The organism is Dickeya chrysanthemi NCPPB 402 (genome assembly GCF_000406105.1).
GTDB classification, from domain to species: Bacteria; Pseudomonadota; Gammaproteobacteria; order Enterobacterales; family Enterobacteriaceae; genus Dickeya; species Dickeya chrysanthemi.
The window spans coordinates 85,182-111,133 of sequence record NZ_CM001974.1 but is presented as its reverse complement, the minus strand read 5'-3'; the positions used below and the strand labels follow the sequence as shown (position 1 = coordinate 111,133).

General features: G+C 53.6%; 21 protein-coding genes. 5 read left to right on the top strand and 16 right to left on the bottom strand.

The window, feature by feature from the left end; translation table 11 throughout:
* Positions 1 to 54 precede the first annotated feature (54 nt).
* Complete coding sequence (locus DCH402_RS00600; protein ID WP_039998991.1) at positions 55 to 702, top strand: GIN domain-containing protein; 648 nt, start codon at positions 55 to 57, stop codon at positions 700 to 702.
* 10 nt (positions 703 to 712) lie between these two features.
* Here the strand turns inward: DCH402_RS00600 and DCH402_RS00595 are convergent, their stop codons facing one another.
* The 5 genes from DCH402_RS00595 to DCH402_RS00575 form a co-directional block, all read right to left on the bottom strand.
* The gene (locus tag DCH402_RS00595; protein ID WP_233276308.1) at positions 713 to 1,450 is read right to left on the bottom strand and encodes a 4'-phosphopantetheinyl transferase family protein; all 738 of its coding nucleotides are present in this window, start codon (positions 1,448 to 1,450) and stop codon (positions 713 to 715) included.
* Entirely contained in the window at positions 1,419 to 2,738 is a 1,320-nt protein-coding gene (gene vfmI, locus DCH402_RS00590; protein ID WP_039998987.1) for a two-component system sensor histidine kinase VfmI, read from the bottom strand. The genes DCH402_RS00595 and vfmI overlap by 32 nt, the downstream gene beginning before the upstream one ends.
* Positions 2,731 to 4,131, bottom strand: a complete 1,401-nt coding sequence (vfmH, locus tag DCH402_RS00585; protein ID WP_039998985.1) for a two-component system response regulator VfmH — start codon at positions 4,129 to 4,131, stop codon at positions 2,731 to 2,733. The genes vfmI and vfmH overlap by 8 nt, the downstream gene beginning before the upstream one ends.
* Before the next feature lie 165 nt (positions 4,132 to 4,296).
* Positions 4,297 to 6,741, bottom strand: a complete 2,445-nt coding sequence (locus tag DCH402_RS00580; RefSeq protein ID WP_039998982.1) for an ADOP family duplicated permease — start codon at positions 6,739 to 6,741, stop codon at positions 4,297 to 4,299.
* A gap of 4 nt (positions 6,742 to 6,745) precedes the next feature.
* Positions 6,746 to 7,453, bottom strand: coding sequence for an ABC transporter ATP-binding protein (locus DCH402_RS00575; protein ID WP_039998980.1), 708 nt, complete (start codon positions 7,451 to 7,453; stop codon positions 6,746 to 6,748).
* A gap of 623 nt (positions 7,454 to 8,076) precedes the next feature.
* On the opposite strand from DCH402_RS00575, the gene vfmE reads away from it, so the two are divergent.
* Positions 8,077 to 8,640, top strand: coding sequence for an AraC family transcriptional regulator VfmE (vfmE, locus tag DCH402_RS00570; protein WP_039998978.1), 564 nt, complete (start codon positions 8,077 to 8,079; stop codon positions 8,638 to 8,640).
* Between the two features lie 64 nt (positions 8,641 to 8,704).
* Here vfmE and DCH402_RS00565 read toward each other — a convergent pair whose 3' ends face one another.
* The 9 genes from DCH402_RS00565 to DCH402_RS00525 all read right to left on the bottom strand — a co-directional run bounded on the left by DCH402_RS00565 (position 8,705) and on the right by DCH402_RS00525 (position 21,074).
* A complete protein-coding gene (locus tag DCH402_RS00565) occupies positions 8,705 to 9,796 on the bottom strand; it encodes an alpha/beta hydrolase (RefSeq protein ID WP_039998976.1) in 1,092 nt (363 codons plus the stop codon).
* Positions 9,783 to 11,072, bottom strand: a complete 1,290-nt coding sequence (locus DCH402_RS00560) for an MATE family efflux transporter (RefSeq protein WP_233276307.1) — start codon at positions 11,070 to 11,072, stop codon at positions 9,783 to 9,785. Before DCH402_RS00560 ends, DCH402_RS00565 begins: the two co-directional genes overlap by 14 nt.
* 87 nt (positions 11,073 to 11,159) lie before the next feature.
* Positions 11,160 to 11,771, bottom strand: coding sequence for an acyl-CoA dehydrogenase family protein (locus tag DCH402_RS00555; protein WP_039998972.1), 612 nt, complete (start codon positions 11,769 to 11,771; stop codon positions 11,160 to 11,162).
* Positions 11,761 to 12,027, bottom strand: coding sequence for an acyl carrier protein (locus DCH402_RS00550; RefSeq protein WP_012767858.1), 267 nt, complete (start codon positions 12,025 to 12,027; stop codon positions 11,761 to 11,763). The genes DCH402_RS00555 and DCH402_RS00550 overlap by 11 nt, the downstream gene beginning before the upstream one ends.
* Positions 12,028 to 12,040: 13 nt before the next feature.
* Complete coding sequence (locus DCH402_RS00545; RefSeq protein ID WP_040003261.1) at positions 12,041 to 12,973, bottom strand: 3-oxoacyl-[acyl-carrier-protein] synthase III C-terminal domain-containing protein; 933 nt, start codon at positions 12,971 to 12,973, stop codon at positions 12,041 to 12,043.
* Between the two features lie 347 nt (positions 12,974 to 13,320).
* A complete protein-coding gene (locus DCH402_RS00540; protein WP_039998966.1) occupies positions 13,321 to 17,787 on the bottom strand; it encodes an amino acid adenylation domain-containing protein in 4,467 nt (1,488 codons plus the stop codon).
* Between the two features lie 346 nt (positions 17,788 to 18,133).
* Entirely contained in the window at positions 18,134 to 18,826 is a 693-nt protein-coding gene (locus tag DCH402_RS00535; protein WP_039998964.1) for an HAD family hydrolase, read from the bottom strand.
* An 11-nt stretch (positions 18,827 to 18,837) separates the two neighbouring features.
* Complete coding sequence (locus DCH402_RS00530) at positions 18,838 to 19,788, bottom strand: pseudouridine-5'-phosphate glycosidase (protein WP_039998962.1); 951 nt, start codon at positions 19,786 to 19,788, stop codon at positions 18,838 to 18,840.
* A 419-nt stretch (positions 19,789 to 20,207) separates the two neighbouring features.
* On the bottom strand, positions 20,208 to 21,074 hold the full coding sequence (locus tag DCH402_RS00525; RefSeq protein WP_039998960.1) for a carboxylate/amino acid/amine transporter: 867 nt from the start codon (positions 21,072 to 21,074) through the stop codon (positions 20,208 to 20,210).
* Between the two features lie 435 nt (positions 21,075 to 21,509).
* Here DCH402_RS00525 and DCH402_RS00520 point away from each other — a divergent pair, with 435 nt between their 5' ends.
* Positions 21,510 to 22,010, top strand: coding sequence for a MarR family winged helix-turn-helix transcriptional regulator (locus DCH402_RS00520; protein WP_039998958.1), 501 nt, complete (start codon positions 21,510 to 21,512; stop codon positions 22,008 to 22,010).
* Between the two features lie 94 nt (positions 22,011 to 22,104).
* On the opposite strand, the gene argG is transcribed toward DCH402_RS00520, so the two are convergent.
* Both argG and DCH402_RS00510 read right to left on the bottom strand, forming a co-directional pair.
* Complete coding sequence (gene argG / locus DCH402_RS00515) at positions 22,105 to 23,454, bottom strand: argininosuccinate synthase (RefSeq protein ID WP_012767851.1); 1,350 nt, start codon at positions 23,452 to 23,454, stop codon at positions 22,105 to 22,107.
* A 293-nt stretch (positions 23,455 to 23,747) separates the two neighbouring features.
* Positions 23,748 to 24,632 carry a nickel/cobalt efflux protein RcnA gene (locus tag DCH402_RS00510; RefSeq protein WP_039998956.1) on the bottom strand — a complete coding sequence of 295 codons (885 nt, stop codon included), beginning with the start codon at positions 24,630 to 24,632 and terminating at the stop codon, positions 23,748 to 23,750.
* A 99-nt stretch (positions 24,633 to 24,731) separates the two neighbouring features.
* Between DCH402_RS00510 and DCH402_RS00505 the strand changes: the two genes are divergently transcribed.
* Both DCH402_RS00505 and DCH402_RS00500 read left to right on the top strand, forming a co-directional pair.
* Entirely contained in the window at positions 24,732 to 25,010 is a 279-nt protein-coding gene (locus tag DCH402_RS00505) for a metal/formaldehyde-sensitive transcriptional repressor (RefSeq protein ID WP_012767849.1), read from the top strand.
* A gap of 262 nt (positions 25,011 to 25,272) precedes the next feature.
* Positions 25,273 to 25,848, top strand: coding sequence for a DJ-1/PfpI family protein (locus DCH402_RS00500; protein ID WP_012767848.1), 576 nt, complete (start codon positions 25,273 to 25,275; stop codon positions 25,846 to 25,848).
* The last annotated feature ends 104 nt before the right edge of the window (positions 25,849 to 25,952 follow it).

Sequence of the window (25,952 nt, the reverse complement as noted above, 5' to 3'; positions counted from 1 at the left end):
ATAAGGAATATCAGGTTTGACATGCAGGGAGCGCAACGGAAAAAGGAGAGAGGGATGAAAGCGCTGCTTTGTTCCGCGCTGGTGTTGCTGCCATTGACGGTAGCCTGTTCACCGGCGAATCAGCAAAACGTGGATGTGCCCTCCTTTACGACACTGGATGTCAGCCGTGGCCTTAACGTCACTTTGGTTTGCGGTAATGGATACCGCGTGGAGACCAGCGCCAGACAGGATGTCCTGGAAAAGCTGGTCATCCGCCCTCAGGGACAAAGTTTAATCATAGAAAACCACGCCAGCGACGACAGCATCCTGCGTAATCACGACGCGACGATCAGAATCACCGTCGCCGCCCCGATCAATACCGTTAAAGCACAAGCCGGGGTTAAGATGGCCGTTCCCGCCTGTGCGGTGTCACCCGATACATTCACCGTCAACGGCAGCATGGGCACGGACCTTAATATCGCAGGCACGACGCATCGGCTCGACCTGTCGCTGGCGATGGGCGCCGCCTTTAATTCCCATGAAAAAGCCTTTTCCGCACAAGAAGCCGTCGTGAATATCGCCATGGGCGTTGATGCGCGGTTATGCCATGTGCGGCAATTGAGCGGCACCGTGACTACCGGTGCCAGAGTGCGGGTAGCGCCTGATACGCAAGTTCAGGTCGACAATGGTGTCGCCAGTCTGATAGAGCATGACGGCTGCTAAAATCAGGGTGTTAGTTTATCTGCGCATCATCCTGTATTAACAACAAGCGCCACGCATCCTGCCGGGCTGCACCTTCAGACAACAGGCAGTAGCTCAACGCGACGGAGGGCTCGCCCGTTATCCATTGCTCACCCAACCCGCCGTCAATCGCCTGCCCGGAATCCACCACCTGAATAGCGCCCTGCCCGTCGTCCAGACAGCTGAACGACGCCAGCGGTTTATGCAACCCTAACCCCAATGCTTTAATATAGGCTTCTTTGCGGCTCCACAAGCGGGTGAAGGCAGGCAGGAAGCCGGCGTCATCAAGCGAGTCCAGCCAGCGAATTTCGTCATGGTGAAAAAAGCGTGCCGCCACCGCTCGTTTGCGGTTCACCTGTCCCTGACAGCTTTCTACATCCACGCCTACCGCGCAGTGACGAGCAAAAGCAAACGCGAACGCGCTATGCGTGTGGGACAGGTTGAACTGAATGGCCGGGTGTTGCGGTAAAAACGGTTTGCCATGTGGGTTACGCTCAAAGCGTAGCGCCGCGGCTTCCTGCCGACATAACGGAGCCAGCAGCGTTCGCAGCATTCCTTCCGCCAACTGACGCGACGCCAATTGCGCCGTTCCGTCAAGACCGCAGGCCTGACGAGCCTGTGTGACTAGCGTCGGATGCGCCAGTTGCGCCCGCAGCACCACGACGCAATGGGGGGATGACCCTGTTCTCGCCGTCAGGTCATCCCAGCGGCAGGAAGATATTGACGACACAACCTTCTGCATCCTTACGGTTCTCCAGCGTCAGATGCCCGTCATGCCCTTCGACAATTTGTCGACACAGGATCAGGCCAATGCCGCTGCCATGCGTTTTGGTGGTATAAAACGGCACGAATAGATTTTCGATATTCGCCACCCCTTTACCTTGATCGATAATCTCGATGTGTAATTGCCGGGCAATCACTTTCCAGCGCAGCACAATTTCACCCTTCCCAGACTCCATCGCTTCATCGGCATTCTTGAGCAAATTGATCAGCATCTGCTGCATTTGATTGGCGTCAATCATCGCCCGCTGCGGCGTCTCACCGGAAAAAACCAGCTTGCGTTGTGGAAACAGCATCGCCATTTGCATCATCAGCCCGGCGATATCGCACGATTGTTTGTTGGCCGGCGGCAGGCGATTTAACTGCCGATAGCTGCCGACAAAAGCGATCAGCTCGCGGGCGCGATTATTGATAATTTCCATGCCATTAATCAGATCCGGCGCCGACGGGTGCTGATTATCTCTCCTGAATACCTGCAACAGCGTCTGGCTGATGGACGCAATCGGCGTCAACGAATTGTTGATCTCATGGCTGATCACCCGCAGTAGGTTCTGCCAGGTTTTCTGCTCTTCGTTACGCAACAGTTTGCTCACGTCGCTGATGAATAACAGGTGGTTTTGTCGGCCATCTTCAATATAAGAATCGTGGCGAATCTGGAACATCCCCCGCGAACTGGGAAAACGCCAGTCAACGGGTTCAGCATCGGACGACTGCTGCAACAAACCTTCCAGGCCGAACTCCGCCGCCGGTTGCCCTATCAGTAACGACAGCGGCTTGTTGACTAATGCCGCCGCGGCATCGTTGCACCAGATGATGCGTCGCTCGGCATCCAGCGCAAACACGCTGATATTAATGTTGGAGATAACCTTGTGCAGCACATAGTAAGTCTCTTTTTGTTGCTGACGGCTGCGCGCCATGGTGCCGGACAGTTGGTTAATCTGTCGAATCAGATTATCGAACGCACTTTTACCCTTGGTCACGCCGCGCAAGCTGAAATTCTCCTGCTCCAGCGCTTCCAGCAGGTTGGAGACGACATGGATCTTGCCGTTCAGGCGTTCGGAAAACGTAAAGCTGCTGTAGATCAGACACAGGAAAATGATAAATACCGTCAGTATTTTCAGATATACCGACTGATCGGGGAACAGCCATAGCAGAAAATACCCGAGCAACCCCGCGATCGCCGCGACATTGAATGACAACAGGTGAGGAGGCTCAAAAGAGGAGTCGAGTTTACTCATGGTTAATCTTGTATTTTTCCAGTCGTCGGTAAAACGCACTGCGGCTCAGCCCCAGCGAACGGGCCGCCTTGATGGCATTCCCCTCAAATTTCGCCATACGCTGACACAGCAGACGTTCTTCAATATCGGCCAGAGTCGCATCACAAGCCAGTTCCGGCTCGGCTCTCGCCATTTTTTGCGGTGCACCGGGCAGTGACGGGAAGATATCCTCACTGTTCAGCCGGGATGAGCTACACAGCAGCACCGCACGCTCCAGCAAATGACTCAATTCGCGGATATTCCCCGGCCAGTGATAGCCATATAACGCCGCCTGCCCGGACGCGCTGAGCTCCGGCACCGGCTTGTTGTATTTTCTGGCGTACCGGTCAATGAAATTCAGCGCCAACGGCATAATATCCTGCTGCCGCTCCGCCAGCGACGGCACGTGTAACTCAATGGTATTGAGACGGTAATAGAGATCCTGACGAAACGTCCCTTCACGCACTCTGGCGCTTAAATCGGCGTTCGTGGCGGCAATAATGCGGCAGTTGGTTTTCAGGGTGCGGGATGACCCCACCCGCTCAAAACTCCGCTCCTCCAGAATACGCAACAACTTGCTTTGCTGGGTCATCGGCAGGTTACCTACCTCATCCAGAAACAGCGTACCTTTATCCGCCAGTTCGAAACGCCCGACACGGCTTTCCCGCGCATCGGTAAACGCCCCTTTTACATGACCGAACATTTCGCTTTCGAACAGGTTCTCGTTGATACACCCCATGTTCACCGACACCATATTCTCGTCACGGCGCGAAGAAAGCTGATGGATAACCCGGGCCAACAGGCTTTTGCCGGTACCGTTTTCACCCAAAATCAGGATGTTGGTTTCCGTCGCCGCGACCTGCTCGACCATCCGCATCAGCTGTTTCATCGGCGCGGATTCCACCACCCACTCGCCATTAAAATTGTCTTCCAGCTCCAGTTTCAGCAGCTTATTTTCTTCTTTCAGGCGTTTACCGGAGCGCTGACTGAGGCTAAAAGAGATCTGCTGACGAATCACATTCAGCAGCCGCTCGTTGTCCCAGGGTTTCTGGATAAAATCCACCGCTCCCGCCCGCATCGCGCTGACTGCAATATCGACGCTGCCCCAGCCCGTCATCGCCACCACAGGCAGGTATTCGTCATACCGTTTGATCTCTTCCAGCAATACCAATCCCTCCTGCCCGGACGTGGTATCGCGCTGATAGTTCATATCTATCAAGATCAAATCAAAATCATGTTGGGATAACTGAACAGGCACCTGCTCGACAGCGGAGCAGAGTGTGACCTGATAACCTTCCATGGACAACAGCATCTGCAAGCTGGCCAGAATATGTGCGTCATCATCAACAATGAGGATATGTTGCTTATCCGCCATATGGGTCCTTATCACGCGGGTTGATACTGAAATTCACACTGACGGACTACGCCGCAGGGAAGCAGCACCTGCCGCGAGTCCCTTACAGCATAATCGATCCGTGGTAACTATTAACGGCTCTGTTGCGGGAAACTGGAGCGTTGAGCAATATGCTGCCCGCCCCGTTTATTCATAACGTATCGCATCACCCGGTTTCATCATGATGACGCGTCGGGACGGGATCCAGGTGGCCAGCGCGACGATAATCACGATAAACAGAGCGACACCACCAAACAACAGCATGAAGTTACCGCCGCCATCGCCATATACCCGATTGATCTTGGGCGCAGCAAATATCGCTAACGGTAATCCAAGCGCCAGACCAACGAATAACTGTCTGAACCCCGAGAACATAAGCATACGGAGTAATCGGGTCGGTGTCGCACCTAACGCCTGCCGGATGCCTATCTCCTGGGTTCGTTGGTTTATAGCGTGTTGCGTCACACCATAAATGCCGCTGGCGGCAAGTACCATCGCCGCCGCGCCAAACAGCAGGAACAGATTGGTGACGAACTGTACGCCAATGGTATTGCGGGAGAGTTGCTCGCTTAGCGTCTGCGGCGGGGTACTTTCTATGGTTGGACCTAATGTATTGAGCACATTGAGTAGCGGTTTTGAAAACCGCGGCGGCTGTGGAGCCTTAATCATCATCGTTAGTGACGGATTGACCTGCCGAAGTTGCGTCAGGGAACGATACACTGTCGGACGGGTCTTGAACTCACTGAACGGCCGCCCGTGGATAATATGTGAAACCACCCCCACGACGGTGAACCAACGATAATCATTGCCGTCGCGAAAACGCAGTTGCTTCCCAATCACCGCTTTTTCATGCGGCCAGTATTTAGTGATAAACGAATCGCTTACCACGGCAACCGGCAGCGTGGAGTCAATGTCACTCTCGGTAAACTCCCGGCCGCTCAACAATTTTGCGCCCATCGCCGTCAGGCTGCCCGGCATTACGCGTACATCATTCACAAGTGAATAAGGCGAAGCATCCTGCCCCTCGGGCAGACTACTTTCCGTCACTATCTGATGAGGAAAGGTGAATTGTCCCGGTGTACTGGACGTAATACCACAAGCTTGCACACCCGGAATCGCACAAATCTGATCAATCAACGAGGAATACAGCTTCCGGCGGCTATCATCATCCGGATAGCTATCCTGATCGACATTGATTTTCGCGACCAAAAAATTATCGATAGGCACGCCATAATCGGCTTTGGTGGCACGCATAACCAGAAACAACAGCAATACGCTGATACAGAGTATTGAACAAGACAACGCTACCTCAACGACCACCAACGATCGGCTGAAACGCCCGGTTTTTCTTCCTTGAACACCATTAGCGCCGTCACGCAATGCGTAAGCAAATTTGCCGTTAGCGATTTTCCATGCCGGCAGTGCGCTGGTGATCAGCGCGGTGGCAAGAATCAGGATGACCGCATCCAGAATCAATCCGCCATCCAGCGACAAATGCCACCAGACCGGTACTTTGTTCGGTACAAATTTAGGAAAAATATAATTGGTGATATCCAATCCCCAGGAGGCCAGCAACACGCCGATGACTCCGGCAATAGAACTGATGATCAGACTTTCCCACAGCATCTGCATTACCAGCCGGGACATCGGCGACCCTATCGCCATGCGAATAGCGATTTCCCGGGTACGCTGATTAGATCGCGCCAACAACAGGTTGCCAACGTTGAAACAAGCCAGCAACAGGATAAAACCCACTGCGGACAACATGACAAAAAAGGTTTGCGCCGTTTCTTCCCCGGTAAAACTTTCCTGAAAAGACAACACATTCGCCGAAATACTTTTATTCGTCTTAGTCGGATACTGGTGGGCCGCGTCCTGCAGCAGGCTATCCAGCTCTTGAGTGGCGGCCATCGCCTTACCCTCTGACGGCTGTCGCCCGAAGACAAATACCTCCGGCGCCATTTCCCGGTCAGGAAAGAGTTTGGGGTCGAGACGCGAAGGAAGCCACAGGTCATGATAGAAAGGAAAAGCGAACCCCTTGGGCATTACGCCGATCACCTGGGTATTACTGCCGTTTACTTTGACAGTTTGATTAAGAATATCGCTACGGCCATTAAAGTAACTTTGCCAAAGCTGATAACTAATTACCGCAACCGGCGCAGCATCGGATTGCATATCCTGCAAAGTGAAGGCACGACCGAGAAAAGGCATAACGCCGGTATAACCAAACATGTCCGGGGTGTTGTACACCGCAATATACCGGACCGACTTTTCGCTATCTTTCAGGTCGGCGTAATCCGCATAAAAATAGCTGATATCCTGCAGTCTCGTCGCTTTCTGCCGGATAAACTCATAGTCTAAAAAGTTTAGCCCGGCATCATTAAGACTCTCGCCGTCCATTTTCGGCGTCACCATCACCATGCCTTCACCCTTCGGGTACGGCAGCGTTTTATACATGATGGTGTTGATAACAGAGTACATATACAGCGCCAATCCCAATCCACACGCCATGACGGTAATAGTCAGTACGCTGAATCCGGGGCTTTTCAGCAACAAGCGCAGGGCATAACGAATATCAAACCAGAAATTCATCGTGTCATACCGCCTGACGCAGTTGCCCGTTTTCGCCATCGGCCACTACCTGTCCGTCGGACAGCACAATGGTACGCTGAGCGCGCATGGCGGAACGCGGGTCATGGGTAACAATGCAGATGGTCGCGCCGTCCTGATGCAGCTCATCCAGAATATTCATCACCGCTTCGGCGTTGGCGGAATCCAGGTTGCCGGTGGGTTCATCCGCCAGTAATAACGACGGTTTGCCGACAATGGCGCGCGCGACGGCAACCCGTTGCTGCTGCCCACCGGACAGCTGTGAAGGGTAATGCCGTACGCGATGCGACATATTGACCTTCTCCAGCGCCTGAATCACCCGCGCTTTCTGCTCAGCACGCGACAACTCTTTACGGTAAGTCAGCGGTAGCGCTACGTTTTCCGCGATGGTCAGATCGCTTATCAGGTTGAAGGACTGAAAGATAAAACCGATTTCCCGGTTGCGCAGTCGGGCCATCTCCCGGCGGCTGATGCGTTCCACATCCGTGCCGTTCAATCGGTATTGCCCCTCCGTTGGCGCATCCAGCAATCCCATAATGGACAGCAACGTCGACTTCCCACAACCGGACGGCCCCGCGATAGAGACGTATTCTCCCGTGTGAATAGAAAGGTTTATCTTGCTAAGGGCATGCGTTTCAATTTCATCGGTAAGAAAAATTTTATGCACATTATCAAGTTGAACCAGCACGGTCATGGGAAATCCTCAGTGTATAAGTAGAGTCAGCCTTCCTGAGGCCGAGGGTATCTTACAGGCAGCGGGCCTCTCACTTTTATCTCTGGTTTTAAAAATGTGTCCAAAATACGCCCATCTCGCCACTGTGGTCGCCTTTTTTTCTCGCGCTAATCGGCCGTAGCGTACCGCTCCTGTCCCTCGGCAGCACGACTGCACATGCCTGATCGCCGGCAAACCGATTCCCTCATTTCGATGAGTCCCAGCATAAATCATACCAATTACATCTGATGCGTTGTTTGTTAGCAGACAGGCTGCCGACAGTCGTCAGCCACGGCGTAGGGCTGGCTTCTTATCGACACTGCGTACGCACACTCAAATCATCGTGAGCGTAACGTATCCGGATTGCCAATTGCGAGACGAATAATCCCATGTTTGACACGCAATCGTCCCATTAATGGGACGATTTACAGGTAAGAGTAAGCATTTCCCTTGAAAAACAACCCTTCACAACATGGCACACAATTTGCGTCAGACAGCTCGTACATCCGACCAAGGGACAATAATTAACCACTGACTTCACCGCTATAAGGATTTTTGGATTAAGCAGGACCAGACGCGGGGAATCTATTTTTTGGGATGACACCATGAGCTTACAGAACACTTTTGCCCACACGTTAGACAACGATATTTTCAACAATAATCTGATTCAGGATATGTACCGCCGCCACCCTAACCTGCGAAAAACACTGGCAGCCAATAATAAAGCAACCAGCCTGGCGGGAATTATTGACTATATTATCGATAATATCGGCAACAATATTACGCTGGAAGATCTTGAAGCCGTCAGCGGTAAATCAAAATTCGATATCTGCCGTCTCTTCAATCAGGTTTATAACATTACACCGATGCGCTGGATTTGGCGTGTACGTCTGACGCTGGCCAAAGAGATCATTCATATTTCCCCTAACTGGTCGCTTACCGATATTTGCTACGCCTGCGGTTTTTCCTCACTCCCCCATTTCTCGCGTTGTTTTACCAAGACATACAATATTCCGCCGCTGAAATACCGCAAATTGGTTTCACTGGAACGAGAAAACGAGTCACCCCGTACTCTGCAAAACATGAGTTTCGATATTATTTTCGGCAAACAGCGTCACCTGTTTTCTCGTCACGTGCTGCTGGATAATATCCATAATCTTTGTAATTGATCATGTGCCCGCCATCGCGGTGGCGGGCCTGATTACCCCCGCCCCGGACGAGACGCTGCCGCCATCACATCGGTTTTGATACCACCGGCATCGGGCCACCGCATGCCGCCGCCGAGGGCGCATGACATGTTGCCGTATCATGAATGAGTGGCGCGCACGGCGTTTCGGTTCCCGTCCCGGCATCAGATAAAAACGACAAAATGCGCTGATGTACCAGAGGACTGCGTAAAATCCCTAGGTGCCCGAGCCCGCGGGTGTAAAAAATCTCACTGCGGGCGAACGCGCGATGAATCTCGTCGGCAACAGCAGGATGCACCCGCGCATCCTGCTGGTCATGACAAATCAACGCCGGGCAATCCAGCGAGCGATACAGCGCTTCGCCGATCTGGTCTGGATGGAAGCCGAAACGCTGCGCATAAATCGTTTTCATTGGTACGGCCAGCGACGCCGACACCGATGCCCCCGCCAGAAATCGATCGATCATCTTGCCGAAGTTGTCCGGACTTGCCAGCAGTACCAGCCGCTGCGCCGCCAAACCTTGCGCCAACGCCAGACTACACACCAGGCCGCCGCTAGAGTGCCCCACAACCGCGTGAAACGGACCATAGCGCCGCCCCAATTCGATAATCAAGCCGGCCAGCTCGTAGTTGGATACCCGTTTCCCTTCAGACAACCCATGCGCCAGCAGATCCGGCATAACCACGCCGTACCCCTGTGCTTTTAACGCCTCGCACAACGGCCGAAACATAATGCCGCGGCCTTCCCAGCCATGCACCAGCAAGACGGTTTTTGTCGGCGTATCCGCCGCCGCAGGCATCCAGCGAAACACATATACGGTCTGGCGCTGAAAACTGACGCACTCCTGCTGAAAACCGGCCAGATACTCATGGTCTACCTGCTTATAGGCGACATAACGCGTGGTCTCGAACAAACTCAACAGGTAACGCGCCGCCAGATGCAGGGAACAACGCTCCAGCAGCCACAAATCCGCCAGACGCAATGCACGGCACAACCGGACATAGTGGGTTTCCGGTTTGATCCGTACTTTAAGCAGCAACGATGGGCGGTGCTTTAACTTCACCAGCACGCGGTAATAGTTGTATTGCACCAGCGTGGCCAGCCACATCAAGGGGTAACACAGGTTATACAGCAGCATCCTGTTCTCCCAGCGCGCAGGCCAGCAGCCGGTACTCACGCAGGAACACCACCGCATATGCCAGGCTAAACGCGACGATCAACCCGGCAATCGTCTGGACATCATTAAAGTAACGGTGTGCGCCCAATGCAACCGCCACCATCAGCAACTCCAACGCCAGCGTGAAGAGCAACACCCGTTTTCCCCTATCCACTTGCTCCAGCAACGTTTGCAGCGCCGCGACCAACGAGGTGAGAAAGAACGTCGGCAACAACAGCAGCAACAACAGCTGACTGGACTGCCGAATGAGCTCGTCATTAGAAAACCCGGTCAGAATCCCGTTGCGCGCCCAGCATACCCCAAGGGTTAGCGCCAGATAGGCCAGCACGATTAACCAGACGCCGTTGTTCAGCAGGCTCACCTGTCGTGACGCTGAGTGGGTTTTGCGGTGCTGATTCAGCAAAATGGCGATGGCGGACCCCGTCGCCACCGCCGGGATGATGAAAAAAGCCCGCAGTTTTATCACGATAAGAAACGCAGGCAGGAACCCGGCCCCCAATGCCGCGACCAGCGGAAAAATCACCATCGAGCTGAAAAACACCACCAACATCGAAAATCCAACCGGTAAACCCGCATGAGTCAGCAACGCCAGCAGACGGGGCAAAAACGCGTGTGGCCGATCATCCGGCATCGGCCTGGCAACCTGACGCAATGACCGCGCCGCCAGCGGCAGCAACACCAACGCCGGGAGGCTATTCGCCAGCAGCACCGCGTCAAACCCTAACTGATAAACATGAAAACCCAGATAGCAACCTGCCGCGCTCAGCAACACATAGCCGCACATCAGCGTCATGGCGGGTACGGTTTTTCCCTGCCCGCGTAACGCGGCATTGCACATTTCCAGCGCCAGAAACGGCGTCATCGATAACAGATATCCGGGAGCGGCGTTTTGCATCAAAGCCAGATCCGGGCTGTTCATCCAGTTGGACAACGGCAGCGCCAGCACCCAACACAGCAGCGCCGCCAGCGCCGTCGCCAATGTCCCGATCACGCCCAGCAACAACGTGCTATGCCGAATACGTTGTCGCGGCCAGTCATGGCGGGAGCGGGCGCTGAACACCTGATTGGTGATCGCCAGACATTCCAGAATAGCAATAAACAGAAAGTTGAACGGCTGCAAAAAAGAGAGTGTCAGCAATGTCTGGCTCTCAGCTCCGTTGCCCAGAATTGCAATCTGCATATTCTGAGACAGCGAAACCACCACGGCAGTGACCATCATCGGCCACGCCAATGCCATGATCTGCCGTATATCCCCGCTTGCAACCGGGGCAGCTCTGGATACCACACGCGCGATCAGGCTCATCATTCCTTCCTCGATTCGTATTCAGGCCGCCGCCAGACTGCTCGCCTTGCCATAAATGCTGTACAGCATCATGGAGAAATAAGACAAACTGTGGGTATTGCCCAGCAGGAAGCCATGCCCGCCCATCATCTTTTCCGCTTCATTATTAAGCTGGGTAATTTGGTAATGATCATCCTCCAGCCCGGCAAAGTCACCCTCCCGCAAACGCTGGTACTGCTGCTCCAGCATTAGCGAGGCTTTGCCCGCGATATCGGCAAAGCTGGCTTTAATCAGTTGATGGCGGGTGGTTTTGGTACCAAAGCTTTGGCGGCCCGACAGATGCTGCCAGCTCATGGTTTGTATGCGGGCCAACACCCCCAGACGCGCGGCGCACACCAGTATCGGAAAACTGGCCGGCAGAACGATGGTCTCCGTGCCGCGAACCGCGTCCAGACCGAGGTGGTTAAGCACCCGGTCGAACAGACGCTGCGGCTGGCTTGCATCGGGCAGGCGGCTGATATCCTGAATCTGATACCCAATCGGGTGAAGGTACTGCGCTTCGCCTGACGGCGGCTGTAACAAAACCAATAGCGCCTCAGACAACGGCTGATCCCGAAAGGCTTCCCAAACGTGCCGAATACGCTCAACCGACATGCCGAACCTCCGCCAGCACATTCGCGTTCAGCCAACCAATCAGGCTGCCTACGGTAGTAAATGCGTCCATATTGATTTGATCAGGATCGAACAGCAGTCCGTCAATATTATCTTCAAGCGTCAGCAAAAATTGCACAAACATTACCGAGTCCAGATCGAGGTCATGATCAAAATCCGTTTTTTCATTAATCTCGATGTCGTCATTCTCCATGACGTCACGTAACGCTTGTTGAATTGTGAGTAATAACGCAGACATGTCTGTCTCCTGTTTAACGATCAATTTGCTGTATCAGCGCGCAGGAAAGCGTGACGCCCATTCCCATCGAAAAACAAAAATAATTTTTCGCGCAGCCGGTTGTAGTTTTAATGAGTAAAGAAAAATTAAATAACACGTCCGAACAATACAGGTGTCCATAATCAGACACTTGCTGACTGAATAAACGCTCACCCATATTCAGACGCTTTGCCATCTGGCGTAATAACGGGAAATTAAGGTTGCAGGGAACAAAATAGTCCATCTCGTCCATGCTCATGCCGCTATCCCTGACGGCATCGACAATAAAAAGGCACAACTCATCCAGCAGGCAGCGATTAAGTTCTGCTTTTTCCTGCCGGGTCATAGTATCCGGGTTGTTATAAAAACGGCTCAGGTGCCTGACTGCCGTAAACGTTACCCGCCACGGACTGCTGGCAGCATTGAACAGCGCCGCCACCGGTAACTCTCCTTGTACGCCGACCGTGAAACGATTGATTTCGGGGTGAAACGCTTTTTCTCCCGTCAACAACAACACCGGCCTGTTCCGCCGCACCGCGCTGTGCCGCACCAGATGCAATGCCGATAATGCGCCGGCACAATGATTCAGGCCCAACGTCGTGACATCCCAGTGTCCCAATTGCTGGCGCAGCAGGATGTCATCCAGCCAGTGGCGGTCGAAGAACGTGTTGTGCGTCTGCGTTTTCGCGTAAATCAGCAGTCCATCCTGCGAAGGCAGCGCCGGCCAATCATTAATCAGCCCAGCCACCACGGATTCCAGCATCGCTTCATGGCTGTCAGAACGCATCGGCACCGATTTCAACTGGTACAGCTTTTCCATCATCCGACGCTGCCCTTCCCGCAACTGGTGCGAATCCCCCAGTTCGGCCAGAGAAAAACGCCGAATGCGCTCCGGCGCTTCATGATGAATGGCATTCAGGCAAAACATGCCGGTTTCCGATGAAGTTCGCACGGTCACCACCCTCATGTCGCACAGAGGCTTATAGTACAGACGCATCATGGATAGACGCAGAGCACGCCACTGTTTCCAGCAGCACCGTTTATGACTTACGTTCGGTCGCAATTAACCTGTAGATACTATTGCTAACAAATAGATATCGTTTTTATCCGCAATTGCCGACGCCGGTTTTTCAGCATGCTTTTCGTCTCAGAAATGGGATCAGCACACCAAAATATGGGATCTCACCCGCAAAATAGCGAAAAAATCGGCTCGATAGTGGGACAACCCTGAAAAAACGCGCGGGTATCACCCCGCGCGTTGCGCCTGACACTGTCTCATCCCACCTGGCTGGGCGGCGCCTGTTGATACTGAATAACGCTCGTCAACTCAGCGATGCCGGCTTCCTTCAGCATGCTGTAGTGATCCGCCGTTAAATCCAGCACCGTAGGCGGCAAGGCAGAAAACCCGCCGTGATTCTCGATAAATGAATAGTCGTCACCTTGCGCCTTGATGATGGTGACGGGCGTATTCAGTTGCCGCCGTTGCAGCTCGCTGAAGGTATAAGAGAACTCGAAGGTCTGCGCCACAATGCGGGTAATTCGCCGCACCAGGCCGTCATCCAACGCCGGATTCAGCTCCGTGATAAAGGCGACAAAGCTTTCCTCGTCACGCACCGTTTCCAGACAGCGGGCCAACGCCGGGTCAGTAATACTGCCGATAAACACCGAAAACAGAATGGTCAGGTAACCGGGATTATCAAAATCCGCGGACCGATGCATAGCAGCTACACGGTCATTACGTAGTTTCGGCGACCCCGGCGCCAACAGATACAGGCTCTCCACCACTTCGCCGGCTTGCTCCAGTTGCCAGGCGGTTTCGAATGCGACCCGCGCGCCGAAAGAGTATCCCCACAGCGTATAGGGCCCGTGCGGTTGATGCCGGCGAATCAGTTCAATATCCCTGGCGGCCATCTCACTGATGGTGGCGTAAGGCACCTCGTCTGGATTGATGCCGTGCGCCTGAATCCCCAAAAACGGTCGCTCCGTTCCCAACTGACGCGCCAGCAACCGCAGGTTCATGCAATATCCCCCCAGGCCAGGCCAGCAGTAGATCGGCACCTGACGTCCTTTCGGCTGCAACGGCACCAGCCGGGATATCGGCTCCTGACGCGCTCGGTTCAACCACGCCGCCAGTTTTTCAACGGTAGGCGCCTGAAACAACACCTGCAGCGGCAGATTGGCATTCAGCGTGGCGTTCAACTCATTGATCAGACTCACCGCGATCAGCGAATTACCCCCCGACTCGAAGAAATTGTCATCCACCGACATCGCTTCGCGTTTCAGCTTCGCCTGCCAGACAGCCATGATTTGCTGTTCCAGCGGGTTTCGCGGCGCCACGATGGTTTTATGCTTCAACTCGACATTAATATTCGCCAGCGCTTTCATGTCGACTTTGCCGTTTACCGTCAGCGGCATCTCATCAACAATCAGCACCTTGTTCGGCATCATGTAATCCGGCATGAAAGCCGCCAGATCATCACGAATCATCTCCGCCGGCCCTTTCATGTGCACCGCATCCTCTTTCATGCCTTCACTGTATTTCTGCTCATCGCTGATGCGTCCGCCGATGAAGAAATAATACGGCCCGGTGCGATGGCCGAGTATTTGCCAAAAACGGCGGGCGGCGGGCAGATCGTTACCCGTTTCCGAGCTATACCCGGAAGACATCAGGCCGATGTTGATGTCATTCATCTGCAGATGTTGCAGATAACGCCCGACATGCGCATACCCCGCCCAGCCTTCGGTTCGGCTGGCGATGCTGATACCAAACGATGCACGCTCATAGACGGCCTGATTAATGGCGATCACATGCTTTTTATCGATAACGCCATCCGCAATGTGTTGCAGGTCGCCGTGGACATAACGATACGTCCCGACCGGCAGGTCGGCGAGGCGAGTACCCGCCGTCTGCACGTAAATATCCAGGCAATCATCCGCAGGCAGACGCGGCCCGCACAACACATCGCAAGCCCCCAAATAATCGTCGTCCTGATCAATGGCCAGCGGCGCCGGGTCCAGCCCTGCTGCGTCACACAGTTCCACGCCCAAACCGTAACCCGGCAGAACGTTATCCAACATACCGATGATGTGCCCCATCTCCATTTGCAGCACTTCACGGATATTGCTTTTATAGATGGGCTCAATCGCGCTTTTCTTGCCGACAAAATGCAACCGTAAGCTACCCGGCGCTACGCAGACGCACTCGCTGACCCGAATCAACTGATGGTGAACCGGCTGATAGTAATAATGCCCGGCAGCCAGGCCGCCCACGCCGTTCAGCTCCAGAAAAACCTGCGTCGCATACAACGCCCCCGGCGAAGCGTAGGTGTATTTGGGCAACAACCGTTCCGCGCTGGTGAACTGGCCGAGATAACGCAGCCAATGCCCCAGCTCATCGAGCGTCAGTTCATCGGGCTGACGGGAAACCGCCGTCAATAACGGCTGACGTAACAGCGATAAAATATCGTCGCGACGGACGACGCCGCCGTCGTAAAACCGATACGTTTTGCGGGAAAATGCCGTGATTCGTTGTTTTTCATCCGGTTGCTTGCCCGGCAGATCAAGGGTATAGAACGCGCTGTCCGCCGGAAACTCCCGGCATCCTTTGTTCGCCAATTGCAACATCACTTGCGCTTTATTGGCTTTGGACTGGTGATGCGAGCCGTGATTGCCCTGATCCATCAGCGCCGCTTCACGGGCGTTCAATTCAATAAACGAAATCAGGTTCTGATAACCGGTGAAAGGATCATGCTTGACGATCACGGCCGCCGCTTTCACCCATTCATGGGTTTCGATCGCCGAACGAATCTCATCCAGCTCGACACGGTAACCGCGTAACTTCACCTGATTATCGGCGCGGCCGGCATACTGGACCGTACCGTCAGGATTCCAACTGGCGATATCGCCGGTTTTGTACAAACGTCGCCCGGCCCCGACGGGGGCAAACGGATCGATAATGAAACGTTCGGCGGTGAGATCGTCGCGGTTCAGATACCCGCGGGCGACCCCATCGCCACCGATGTACAGCTCCCCGGTCTGCCCGACCGCCACCGGCGTCAGGCAGTTATCCAGAATGTAATACCGGGTATTCGCCACTGGCGCGCCAATCGACAAGGTGTCCGGCCCTTGTCTGACCCCGGCAAGGTCTACACGGAAAGCGGAGCTGTTGATAGTACATTCGGTCGGCCCGTACAAATTGACGAGTTCGCACTCCGGCAGCGTTTCCAGACACGCCTGCGCCAGATGTTTTTGCAGCGCCTCGCCGCCGCTGAAAATTTGCCGCAGCGCCGGGCAATCCGTCAGGCGTTCGGTATCCAGCAACGCCTGCAGCAACGTCGGCACACACTGCAACGTCGTTATCTGGTACTCCGCCAGCATCTCCACCAGTTGTTCCGGATTGCGGTACACACCCGGCTCCCCCATGACCACCCGGCAACCGCACGCCGGCGACAGAATTTCCCACTGCGCCGCATCAAAACTCATCGGCGTTTTCTGCAAAATCACCGTCTCATTATTCAGCGCAAAGGTTTGTGCCAGCCAGTTCATCTGATTCAGCACGCTGTGATGCTCGATCATCACGCCTTTAGGCTTGCCGGTGCTGCCGGAGGTGTAAATCACATAGGCCAGATGATGCGGGGCGATCTCGACCGCCGGTGCCTCGGGCAGCGCCGACGCCTGTCGGCGCATAAACGCGTCGACATCATCGGGCGTGACCACCTGCACACCCGGCGACGACAGCGCCAGCAACCGTTCACGTAAATGGGGCTGAGTCACCACGATGCGGGCCTGACTGTTTTCCAGCATATAAGCCAGCCGGTCTTCCGGGTATTCCGGCGACAGCGGCAGGTAAGCGTTGCCGGAAAGCAGAATCCCCCAGACACCGGTCATCAGCGTCAACGACGGCTCGACAAACAACCCGACACAACGCTCGCGCTCCGTACTCTGCGCATTCAGGTAATGCGCCAGCGCACCGGCTTGTTGATAAAGCTGCCGGAAGCTCAGTTGTTGATCGCGAAACACCACCGCGGTCTGTTCCGGCTGGCATTGCGCCCGTTTTTTCAGTTGCGCGACGATGCTTGTCTCACTGCCCCATGCGTGGTCGGTCTGATTAAAGCGATGCAGGACATGGTCACGCTCATCGTCGTCAATCAGACGGATATCTCGTAGCGTTTCCACACCGTTTTTTCCGGCAAACTCGATTATCTGGCGCCATACCGCAGGCAATGTCTGCACCAGTGCCGAACTAAAACGAGCGGGATTAGACCGTAGCGTTAACGTGAATGTCTCTTCGCTGCTATCGACATAACAAACCAGCGCCCGAACCGGCTCATTATCCACGGGCGGCCGCCATGTCACTTCCAGGTCAAAGACATCAGGCGGTGCCTGTTGTCTGCCCAATGTCAGCACCCGGATGTTCATGTCATTGTTCTGCTGAATAGTGTCCGGCGTCATCCAGTCCGTTATATTCTGAATAAATCCGCAAATTGGCGTAGAACTATTCAATGGAATATTCAGGGGAATAATATCCCCATGAATATGATTGTTATTTTCCCAAACAGAGACTTCTTGTGGCGGCAAATGAAAACCAACCACCATTTCCTCGCTTTGAGTAATACGCGACACAGCCAATGTCAGGGCAGAAAAAAGATAACGAGACAGCGAAGCGGTGTCATCATTCGGTAATAATCCTTTATTCAATACCAATGCGGGGTAATTCATCGCGTGATTCGAGATGTTATCCATTACAATCCTCATACATGAATCGGTAAAAATATAATTAACAGGTTTATTTCAAGGTAAAAACGTCATATACCCGAAATAATTCGAGTTGCAGGAAGGCGGCAAGAGAGTGACCAATTCGTCGGGAACGAATTTGACCAGCCAACGGCTGGCCTCTGGTGAGAGACAGGATGTCTCTCATTTCATCCCGATGAGCTTACTCAGGTAAGTGATTCGGGTGAACGAACGCAGCCAACGCACCTGCAACTTGAAGTATGACGGGTATATACAGTATTTAGCCGAAGACTCCTGTCTTCAGGCCAAATACCTATGCAGAACAAATAAATCGATTAAGAAAAATCAGAAAGAATTAATAATAAGACACCGGGGACGAAGACAATTTTAATAATGCGTGGGCAGCCCCGACTACCTCGCCGAATGTATCAACAATAACCTGCGGCTCCGCCGATTTAAGCTGCTCGACGTGATGAATACCCCAGGTAACCCCGATAGCCACCATCCCCGCTTGTTTCGCCATCAACAGATCATGGGTGGTGTCTCCCACCATGGCGGTGGTTGAGGCACCGGCCCCCAGACGCGACATCGCCAGCAACCCCATTTCAGGGTGCGGCTTAGGGTGCGTTACCATATCGGCCCCCAGCACCAGATCGAAGAACGGCCACAATCCCGCCGCCTCCAGCAATGCCTGAGCGCTGACAAAGACCTTGCTGGTGGCTACCGCCAACGCATAGCCCTGGCGTTGGAGCAAGCTCAGGCCGTCCACCACCCCCGGGAATACCAGCCCTGGCGCCAGAGGCAGCACCTGCTCGCGGAAAACAGCCTGATATCGCCTGATAGCCGCCGCAACCCGTTCATCATCAACCGGCAGCGACAAAAGCTGGCTAAACGCTTTTTCCAGCGGTAAACCGATGGTGGCGCGAATAGCGCGGCGATCCTCACACGGCAGACCCAGATCACGCAATGTCGTCACAAACGCACTGACGATACCGCTCGGCGTATCGACCAGCGTGCCGTCTAAATCAAAAATAACCAGTGGTTTCATGAGACATATCCTTATGCCTGATTGTGCTGTCGCAGGTAATCGGTATGGGCGCAGGCCAGTTTGCCGGCCAACGCCGCCGTACTGATCAGTACCGACATATTCGCTTTTACTGTTCGTCCTTGCGTCGCCCTGGCGACGGCACGCATCAAATACGGCGTGGCGCCCGGCCCGCGAATTCCCTCATGTTCCGCCTGAAGCGCGGCTTCACGGATAATCGACTCGACCTCATCTTTATCGATAGCCTCGCTTTCATGAATAGGGTGGGTAATCAGCACTGAACTACGGTTACCCAGCTTCCAGTGCATCTCAATGGAACGAGCAACCACAGCAGGGTCATCCAGGCGATGGGGGCTGGGAAAATCACTGGAACGGCAGTAAAACGCGGGAAAATCGTCAGATTGATAGGAAATGATAGGTACGCACTGGGTTTCCAGGTATTCAAGCGTCAGACCAAGATCCAAAATACTCTTGGCGCCGGCGCACACGACGGCAACCCGGGAGCGGGTAAACTGGACCAGGTCGGCAGAGATATCCATCGACTTTTCCGCCCCGCGGTGTACGCCGCCAATACCGGCCGACGCGAAAAACGCGATGCCGGCCAGATCCGCCGCCACTAACGACGACGCCACAGTGGTGGCACCTTTTCCCCCTTGCGCCAGAATCACCGGAATATCACGGCTGCTGGCTTTTGGAATACCGTTGGTCGCACCAAACCGTTCGATATCGGCATCTGACATGCCAATCAGAAATCGGCCGTTTTCGATACCAATCGTCGCAGGAATCGCCCCTTCGGCACGCACGACCGCTTCGATTTTTTGGGCGGTGGCGACATTGTCGGGGTAAGGCAGGCCATGGGCAATCACTGTTGACTCGAGCGCCACCACCGGCTTACCGGTATGCAACGCGTCCTTTACTTCGTCACTAAACCGCAGCAATTCATGCGAAAAATCCGTTTTAGACATAATATTCTCTCATCCTGGGGGGATTATGTCAGTTTATATCCGGACGATGTCTTTCCTGCAGACGCAGGTATGACTCACGTCTGGCATCAATGACATAGCAATCATTAGTACATGATATTATTGATAACAATGCATCCTGCATGATTATCGAGTGAGATTAACCCTCGACAGCTGACGTTGCCGATCGTCACATCACCTTCTCATTAAATTAAAAAATTATTTTCCTGTCTGCAAGATATTAACGATTAATTTAATCACCAAAATGTATTAGGTTAATTATTTTTTAACATTCAAAAAACTGGCATACAGAAGATTCAATGCATTGCGATTTTCAACACCTCAGCACATTGCCCAATCAGTTAAATTTCTCTACACACATCAAAAAATATTATTTCATTTAGAAGTAAAATCAGACCGTGTTAATGGCATTGATTTTTTCTTCTGAAAAATAACGAGATATCCTGCACAATAATAATTGCTGAAAAAATGAGTACCACACCCACCAATTGCGGACCGGACAACCCCTGGTGAAGGAATAAAAATCCCACTAACAACGCAACCATTGGGCTGAGAAAACCCAACATCGACATAATGACCGGAGAATTAACCTCAAGACCGGAAAACCACATAAAATACGCCAACAGCGAGCCGGGGATAGCCAGGTAAAAATAACCGGCGAGGTTAGTCCAGGTGATGGCATCCGGCAGCGGCTCCAAAAACATCTGTACCGGCAGAATCACCAACCCGCCACAGAATAGCTGCCAGCCGGTGAACGTCAGCATCGTCATTCTGGCCGGGCGGCCCCATTTCTTGGTCAGCACTAACCCCGACGCCATACTCACCGTCGCCAGTACCGATGCCGCCAGCCCAGCCGGATTTAACGGCTCTTCCGGCAATGAAATCAGCAAGACAATGCCGATCCCGCCGGCAACCGCCGCCATTATCTGTTTTTTCAGCACCGGCTGCGTCAACAACAGGAAAGACAGTAGAATGACGACAAGCGGTTGAAGTGACCCCACCAGCGCCACGACACCGCCGGGCAGACGATAAGCCGCAAAAAACAGCATGACGAAAAATACGCCGATATTGAGTGCCCCCAGCACAAATAATCGCCATAACCAGCTGACCGGCGGGAGCTTTTTACCAAAAATGAGAACAAGACCCGCCGGCAACGCACGAATCAGCGCAGCCAGCAACGGCTTGTCGGCAGGAAGAAACTGGGTCGTAACAAAGTAGGTGGTGCCCCAGACGCAAGGGGCATAGAAAGCGAAGTCTTTTAATTTCACGAGATGAACCTTCCTCAAACTGTGTCTGCCAAAAAGCGCGATCCGGCTTACCGAACCGGCTCAGCCTGAGGCATGTACAGCCTCTCCGGCCGTACAGAAGGCGCACAGAAGGCGCACATCCATGTGCAGTTCTCCTGACTTACTCACTGTGATCGTCCTTTATCTTGATGCATCACATCCTGTGACACCGATAAACAACACTACACATTACGATTTCGTAATATACGTTCACATAATTACCGTGTCAATAACATACTGCGTTGAATATTTCTCTAAAGAATATTACAGTAGGGTTGATCGCGTAACGGTATTGACCTACGCTGCAATAAAAAGGAATGGTCTTTTATACCCGTCATACTTCACGTTGCAGGTGCGTTGGCTGCCTTCCTGCAACTCGAATTATTTTGGGTATATATTAATTAAGGATATTAGTTAATGGCACGCTACCTGGAAGTATCTGATATAGTTCAACAATGGCGCAATGAACGCCCCGATCTTGATGTTGAACCGATGTTGGTGATTGGCACCCTCTCTCGCACCAGTTTGTTGATTGACCGCGCACTGGACAAAGTGTTCAGCAAATATAAATTGAGCGCACGCGAGTTCGACATTCTGGCGACGCTACGCAGACGCGGCGCGCCTTATGCCATCAGCCCATCCCAGATTGTCAGCGCACTGATGATTAACAACAGCACGTTGACAAGCCGGCTCGACAGGCTGGAACAAGCCGGCTGGCTGCGTCGAATGCCGATTGAAGGTGACCGCCGCTCCGTAAATATCCAGTTGACCGATGAAGGTTTTGCCCTCATCAACCGGGTAGTGGAAGAACACGTCGCAAATGAACGCGATATTCTCTCCCCATTCAGTGAAGAAGAAAAAAACCAATTGCGCACCTTGCTGGGCCGTGTTGAAAAACATCTGGTCAACAACCGCTGATATTCACATGAGCATCGGAGCCGGGAAGCAAAAGACGGCGCGTAAAAAAACAAGGGCATCCCGATAGGATGCCCTTGTTACATTCAGTCCGAGATTATTTTGCAGACTTGTCTTGCAGCGATGGGGTAGCAACCTGCGGCAGGCCGGCGTTGCCGGAGTAAATCAGCCCGCTTTCCACGTAATTAAACAGTTTTTCGCGAGTATCCGTGATATCCAGATTACGCATCGTCAGCTGGCCGATACGGTCATCCGGCGAGAAGACGGATTCGCCTTTTTCCATCGTCAGACGTTCCGGCTTGTAGGTCAGGTTGTCCGATACGGTGTTCAGAATCGAGTAGTCGTTGCCGCGACGCAGTTCCAGCGTCACTTCGCCGGTAATTTCGCTGGCCACCCAACGTTGCAGGGCATCACGCAGCATCAACGCCTGTGGATCGAACCAGCGGCCCTGATACAGCAAACGTCCCAGTTGGCGACCATGAGCGTGGTACTGCTCGATGGTGTCTTCGTTATGAATCCCCGTAACCAGGCGCTCGTAGGCAATGTGCAGCAACGCCATCCCCGGCGCTTCATAAATACCGCGGCTTTTCGCCTCAATGATACGGTTTTCGATCTGATCGCTCATGCCAAGACCGTGGCGACCGCCGATGCGATTGGCTTCCAGCAGCAATTCCACGTCGTCAGAGAATGTCTGCCCGTTCAGCGCTACCGGGTGGCCGCGTTCGAACCGTACCGTTACTTCTTCGGCCGGAATACGTACGTTTTCGTCCCAGAATTTCACACCCATGATTGGATTGACGATTTTCACGCTGGAGTTGAGGAATTCCAGATCCTTCGCTTCGTGCGTTGCGCCCAGCATGTTGGAGTCGGTGGAGTAAGCTTTTTCCGCCGACATTTTGTAATCGAAGCCCGACTTCGTCATAAACTCGGACATCTCCTGACGGCCGCCCAGTTCGTCGATGAAGTCGGTATCCAGCCAGGGTTTGTAAATTTTCAGCTCGGCGTTGGTCAGCAGACCGTAGCGATAGAAACGCTCAATGTCGTTACCTTTGTAAGTACTGCCGTCGCCCCAGATATTCACGCCGTCTTCCTTCATCGCGGCGACCAGCATCGTGCCGGTCACTGCGCGGCCCAGCGGGGTAGTGTTAAAGTAGGTCATACCGCCGGTCGTGTTATGGAACGCACCGCACTGAATCGCAGCAATACCTTCCGCTACCAGTTGTTTACGGCAATCGATCAGACGGGCGTTTTCAGCACCGTACTCTTTGGCACGACGTGGAATGGCGTCATAGTCATCTTCATCAGGCTGGCCCAGATTCGCGGTATAGGCATACGGCACAGCGCCTTTCTGACGCATCCACAATAAGGCTGCGCTGGTATCCAAACCACCGGAGAAAGCAATCCCAATCCGCTGGCCCACCGGAAGATGTTTCAAAATCGTCGTCATAACTATTAGTCCCTGCTTGATTTCGATGGCGTTAAGCTTAGCAGCCCTGCCGCCGGGTTACGCAATGTCTGGTTATGCATTGAGACGCGCACGACACAGCGTCATCAGAATCGACTGCGATGAACCATCGCGCATCAATGCATATTTATGCAAATTTTATGATTGATAATTTAAACATCTTTTCCCGCGGACCGGAAGAGAAGAGGCGGATTTTCAGGAAAAAAATTCACAACGGCAACCTCAGGCTTGCAAGCAAGGCCACAACATCGCCGTTTTTACAACTGTCGGCACGGTTATAACGGCAAACGTACCCAGCCATGCAACAGCATATACGTCCCTACCAGCGCGATCAGCACACTGGAGAAGTAAGGTGCCCGCCGCGCCAGTGCGGCGAATCCCGGCCAGCGGCGGCCGGCATGCTGTACGCTAAGCGCCGCGCCTACGCCAACCGCTACCAGCGTCAATGCCAGTCCGATACTGAAACAGACCACCAGTGCCGCCCCCAGCGTAAAAGCCTTCACCTGAATACACAACAGCAGCACCGTAATAGCGGCCGGACAGGGAATCAATCCGCCGGTGAGGCCAAACAATAGAATCTGCCCATTGGTCGCCTCCCGGTTGGCAAAGCGCTGGCGAATCTCGTCGGCGTGCGCCCGTTCATGTGCATCCTGATATTCACCCTGAGGCCGCGTGTGATCATGTTGATGACCAGAATGATGATCAGCATGAGAAACATCATGGTGATGATGGGCATGTTCGTGATCGTGATGCTCGTGGTCGTGGCCGTGGTCATGATGGTGACCATGACTATGCTGGTGTTGTTTCCATGCCCACTCGTCGCGCCAGGTACGCCAGAACATCCAGATGGCAGTCCCCAAAATAATGATGCCGGAAATAAACTGTAGCCAGGGCTCGGCGGATTCAGCGGTAAACTGCCGGCTCAAATACATCCCACCCAACGCAATCAACCAGACCACGGCGGTATGAGACAATGTAGCGGCGACGCCCAGCATTACCGCCTGCTTCACCGTGCCGCGGATTGCCACGATAAACGCCGCCATCATGGTCTTGGAGTGACCCGGCTCCAGGCCATGCAGCGCCCCCAACAGAACAGCGCTGGGGATAAATAACCAGGCATTAGCGACACCCTGCTGCAAAAGTAAGGAAAAATCCGTCATAGTTAGCGTCCGAATCAGGCAGCCGATAGGCCAGCCTGAAAATGAAATGATGAAAACATACTATACCCCAGTATAGGGTGATACAAGACGGGAGCCGCCATGCCTCACACTGTTCATGAAAAAAAGAAACTGCTGACACGCGTCAGACGCATCAAAGGCCAGGCAGAAGCACTGGAAAAAGCCCTGGACGGCGGCGGGCGCTCCTGTCTGGAAATTCTGCAACAGATTGCCGCTATTCGAGGGGCAGTGAACGGATTGATGGGTGAAGTGCTGGAAGGCCACATCCGCGACCATCTGATGAATGAAGAAGCCGATCCTGCGGAACGCGCCACCGATTTGGAAGCGATCGTGACGGTGATTCGTTCTTATATGAAATAGCCGTCAAAGAGGGTGTGCGTATCAAACCGTGTCGCCACAGCGTCATTCCAGACACCTGCGATGCCCCTGTCTTTCCGGCGCGGTTACAGCAGTATGAAGGGAGCGAGTATAGCGCTATTTATCGACGGTGCAGACGAGCAAACATCGATTACGCGACCCACCACTCAATATTGAAACGATGTTTCAATTTAAGTTAGTTTCTTTGCTATCCTCGGCGGCACAGATGTTCGTCCCTCCCCCCTTGATTATTGCTGGAGATACCATGGCCAAGAACGTCGCCATTCTGTTGGCTCCCGGATTCGAAGAAGCGGAAGCGATTATGGTGATCGATGTGTTGCATCGTACGAAGCTAAACGTCACCCTGCTTTCCTGTCACGATAGGCTGGAATTGCCTAGTTACCATAATATCCGCATGTTTGCAGATGCCCTGCTGGAAAGAAGTATGGACCAGCTGTTTGATGCCGTGGTAATTCCGGGGGGGCCGCAAGGCACAGTGAACCTGGCGGCCAACCCGCTGGTGACGGAATTTATCCGCCGCCATGACGAGGCAGGCAAACTGATTTGCCCACTCTGCTCGGCAGCCGCCAGAGTGCTGGGTGGTAACCATTTGCTGAAAGGGCGCCGCTACGTCTGCTCAGGCGACCTCTGGAAAGACGTGACCGACGGCGTATATGTCGACCAAAAAGTGGTGGAAGACGGCAACCTGATCAGCGGCAAAGGGCTCGGCGTCGCGTTCGATTTCGCATTCACGCTGGCCAGCCGGCTGAGTAACGACAAGGACGATGTGAATTTTCAGGTCGAGCATATTTATTACGATTACTGGCGTGTGCCTGCCTGAACCAGGCGACCATGACGGCGGCGCGCACGCGCCGTCGCTCCCAACGTTGTTTCTCGCTCGTCATCTTCGGGCATGTTATACCCCGAAACTCTCATCGTCGTACC

What these genes read in the sequence shown, in the direction of transcription:
- DCH402_RS00520 (WP_039998958.1), top strand. Translation starts at nt 21,510, where the DNA reads ATGGCACGCTACCTGGAAGTATCTGATATAGTTCAACAATGGCGCAAT.
- DCH402_RS00555 (WP_039998972.1), bottom strand. Translation starts at nt 11,771, where the DNA reads ATGTCGGTTGAGCGTATTCGGCACGTTTGGGAAGCCTTTCGGGATCAG.
- argG (WP_012767851.1), bottom strand. Translation starts at nt 23,454, where the DNA reads ATGACGACGATTTTGAAACATCTTCCGGTGGGCCAGCGGATTGGGATT.
- DCH402_RS00530 (WP_039998962.1), bottom strand. Translation starts at nt 19,788, where the DNA reads ATGTCTAAAACGGATTTTTCGCATGAATTGCTGCGGTTTAGTGACGAA.
- DCH402_RS00580 (WP_039998982.1), bottom strand. Translation starts at nt 6,741, where the DNA reads ATGAATTTCTGGTTTGATATTCGTTATGCCCTGCGCTTGTTGCTGAAA.
- vfmE (WP_039998978.1), top strand. Translation starts at nt 8,077, where the DNA reads ATGAGCTTACAGAACACTTTTGCCCACACGTTAGACAACGATATTTTC.
- DCH402_RS00575 (WP_039998980.1), bottom strand. Translation starts at nt 7,453, where the DNA reads ATGACCGTGCTGGTTCAACTTGATAATGTGCATAAAATTTTTCTTACC.
- DCH402_RS00535 (WP_039998964.1), bottom strand. Translation starts at nt 18,826, where the DNA reads ATGAAACCACTGGTTATTTTTGATTTAGACGGCACGCTGGTCGATACG.
- DCH402_RS00600 (WP_039998991.1), top strand. Translation starts at nt 55, where the DNA reads ATGAAAGCGCTGCTTTGTTCCGCGCTGGTGTTGCTGCCATTGACGGTA.
- DCH402_RS00545 (WP_040003261.1), bottom strand. Translation starts at nt 12,973, where the DNA reads ATGTTTTGCCTGAATGCCATTCATCATGAAGCGCCGGAGCGCATTCGG.
- vfmI (WP_039998987.1), bottom strand. Translation starts at nt 2,738, where the DNA reads ATGAGTAAACTCGACTCCTCTTTTGAGCCTCCTCACCTGTTGTCATTC.
- vfmH (WP_039998985.1), bottom strand. Translation starts at nt 4,131, where the DNA reads ATGGCGGATAAGCAACATATCCTCATTGTTGATGATGACGCACATATT.
- DCH402_RS00540 (WP_039998966.1), bottom strand. Translation starts at nt 17,787, where the DNA reads ATGGATAACATCTCGAATCACGCGATGAATTACCCCGCATTGGTATTG.
- DCH402_RS00560 (WP_233276307.1), bottom strand. Translation starts at nt 11,072, where the DNA reads ATGGCATTGGCGTGGCCGATGATGGTCACTGCCGTGGTGGTTTCGCTG.
- DCH402_RS00565 (WP_039998976.1), bottom strand. Translation starts at nt 9,796, where the DNA reads ATGCTGCTGTATAACCTGTGTTACCCCTTGATGTGGCTGGCCACGCTG.
- DCH402_RS00510 (WP_039998956.1), bottom strand. Translation starts at nt 24,632, where the DNA reads ATGACGGATTTTTCCTTACTTTTGCAGCAGGGTGTCGCTAATGCCTGG.
- DCH402_RS00550 (WP_012767858.1), bottom strand. Translation starts at nt 12,027, where the DNA reads ATGTCTGCGTTATTACTCACAATTCAACAAGCGTTACGTGACGTCATG.
- DCH402_RS00505 (WP_012767849.1), top strand. Translation starts at nt 24,732, where the DNA reads ATGCCTCACACTGTTCATGAAAAAAAGAAACTGCTGACACGCGTCAGA.
- DCH402_RS00500 (WP_012767848.1), top strand. Translation starts at nt 25,273, where the DNA reads ATGGCCAAGAACGTCGCCATTCTGTTGGCTCCCGGATTCGAAGAAGCG.